The sequence below is a fragment of the Desulfovibrio piger ATCC 29098 genome (assembly GCF_000156375.1).
Classification (GTDB): Bacteria; Desulfobacterota; Desulfovibrionia; order Desulfovibrionales; family Desulfovibrionaceae; genus Desulfovibrio; species Desulfovibrio piger.
This window is the reverse complement of record NZ_DS996358.1, coordinates 30,792-32,781: the sequence shown is the minus strand read 5'-3', so window position 1 is coordinate 32,781 and position 1,990 is coordinate 30,792. Positions and strand designations below refer to the sequence as shown.

Annotated in this window: 5 protein-coding genes; all 5 read right to left on the bottom strand. The window is 61.3% G+C overall.

All coding sequences use genetic code 11. From position 1 onward, the window contains the following. Positions 1–328, bottom strand: a 328-nt coding sequence (locus DESPIG_RS06755) for a hypothetical protein (protein ID WP_006006633.1), incomplete at its 3' end; no start/stop codon positions are given. Positions 329–337: 9 nt separating this feature from the next. Continuing rightward, a complete protein-coding gene (locus DESPIG_RS06750) occupies positions 338–895 on the bottom strand; it encodes a hypothetical protein (protein WP_147589043.1) in 558 nt (185 codons plus the stop codon). Beyond that, positions 892–1,218, bottom strand: a complete 327-nt coding sequence (locus DESPIG_RS13750) for a hypothetical protein (protein WP_006006629.1) — start codon at positions 1,216–1,218, stop codon at positions 892–894. The genes DESPIG_RS06750 and DESPIG_RS13750 overlap by 4 nt, the downstream gene beginning before the upstream one ends. Before the next feature lie 12 nt (positions 1,219–1,230). Then, positions 1,231–1,668 carry a hypothetical protein gene (locus DESPIG_RS06740; RefSeq protein ID WP_006006627.1) on the bottom strand — a complete coding sequence of 146 codons (438 nt, stop codon included), beginning with the start codon at positions 1,666–1,668 and terminating at the stop codon, positions 1,231–1,233. Beyond that, the coding region (locus tag DESPIG_RS06735; RefSeq protein ID WP_006006625.1) for a hypothetical protein at positions 1,665–1,990 on the bottom strand (326 nt) is incomplete at its 5' end. The genes DESPIG_RS06735 and DESPIG_RS06740, both read right to left, overlap by 4 nt.

Below are 1,990 nucleotides of genomic sequence, written 5' to 3'. Positions count from 1 at the left end.
CGCGCACGCTTTCTGTCGTCGGCGCGGGCGTGATGCAGGCCGGGTCAAGGTCTTCCGGCAGGTCCGGCTCTTCCAGCGTGACCGGCAGCGGAACGTCCTCATAGCGGACCGGGGGAATAATCAGGTTGGCCACATATTCCACGCCTTTTTCCACGCCAATAGCAAGCCCGCCGTCATGGCCGCGCACCACGTCCACCGTGACCTGCCCGTCTTCCTGCAGGGCCGCACAGTCAAAAGACAGGGCATCGTCCCCCACCGTCAGCGTGACGGTCACTCCTTCCACGTCCACACCGGGCCACGGCCCGGAACCGTTCTTTTCGATCTGCATAGTGTCTCCTTACATGGCGGGATGCGACACCAGCAGGCGCACGTCCACAGAATCCGCCGTGCCGCTGGTAGTCAGCTTGAACCCGTTTTTGAGTTTGTCGGTCGCGTACACGTCGCCGTTTTGCAGGCGTCCGCCCGTGCTGCCCACCACTTCCACATTTACCAGATACTCCGCGTCCGGCAGGGTACGGTTCAGCGGCACGGAGACCGTGGCGGGCGACTTCTGGATGTTGGGCCAGCCCGGTTCACGGCGGGCGCTGTCCGTGATGGTAACTTTCGACAGATACGGGTCGTTTTCTTCCGTATTGCCCGCAGGAACCGTTGCACGGGCAAGTTCGATAGCCCCTTCCGGCAGCGGACCGTTCAACGTGGTGGCCGCCACGTCGATGATCCCGGCTTCCGTCAGGAACATATAGATGATGACCACGCCAGACTTCTCCGTGGTATTGCTGGCCACACTGGCCGTGTTCGTCTGGTTGGCCACCGGATATTCCCGTCCGTTCATGAACACCACGCCATCGCTGCAACTGATGTTGCGTGTGGCCGTAGAACTTTTGGAAAGTGTCACGCCGCTTTTGATGCCACGGTTCTTGATGTGGCGCGGATTTCCTGAAAGCGCGTGAGCCGCGTCTGCTCATGCTCCTTCATGGCCAGCGCGCCCAGGTCAAGCCCCAGCTTCAGACCGGCAAAGAGCGCTTCCTGCATGTCCGGCGCATAGCCGTCCACCGTTCCTTCCATTTCTTCCAGTTTCTTTTTCAGGTACAGGGTACGGTTACCGAGCTGTTTTGCCTGGATATTGTCTATCCCGTCTTCCCCGCCCACCACAGGGTCCGTCTGCTCGATGCGGTAAATACCGTCTTCCCACTGCGCTGTTTCTTTCAGATTCGCCATAGTTCACCTGCCTTAGAATTTGATGGTCCAGGTCCCCGTGATTTCAATGTCGTCCGCCTTCTCGATGACGCCGCGCGTCTTGCGGGCGAACAGCGTCCCGTCCGAACAGAGCAGGCCGAACTCCCGGATACTCTTGCCGTTGGCTTCACCTGCGCCGATGGTGAAGGCGAAACAGGCTTCCCCCGTGGCCGGATAGGTGCAACCCGACACCGGCTTGGAGTAGGCCCCGGTCAGTCCCTTGTCGTCCGGCGTCGGGCCGTTGCCGTTGGTGCCCACGCCGATCTTCGTTACCGTTTTTCCCGAACCGGCCCCGCCGATAAGACGGGCCAGCGCGTCACGCGCGCTGCTCATAATCATGTTTTCATCCCGGTAATGTTCGATTTCCCGCCCCGCCTTGATGACGCGGATGTCGAAAATGCCATGCAGCCGGGCTTCATCCCTGAAATTCATACAAGCTCCTTGCCGCCGTACTGCGGCCCGCTGTTGTGGAAAGCCGTACCGTTATGCAGCGTGTAGCGCAGCACCCGCACGGCCACGTCCTCCGTCAGTGAAAAAGCATCCTCCATGCCCGCCGTACCTTCCAGCCTCACGGCAACGGCGCACACATCGGATAACGTGGCATAGGTGAACACGGGGGCGCGTTCCCCCGCCTTGGGCAGCCAGCCCCACAGGCTATGCCGTGCTTGGCCGTCATGCCGGGAGCGCCCATCATGGCGCACGCCGGAGAAGTCCGCACGCCCGCCAAACGGACCGCGACCGTGAGAACCGTCAT

Bases quoted from the DNA above. Each gene is read 5' to 3' on its own strand.
- DESPIG_RS06740 (WP_006006627.1), bottom strand. From the start codon at position 1,668: ATGAATTTCAGGGATGAAGCCCGGCTGCATGGCATTTTCGACATCCGC.
- DESPIG_RS13750 (WP_006006629.1), bottom strand. From the start codon at position 1,218: ATGGCGAATCTGAAAGAAACAGCGCAGTGGGAAGACGGTATTTACCGC.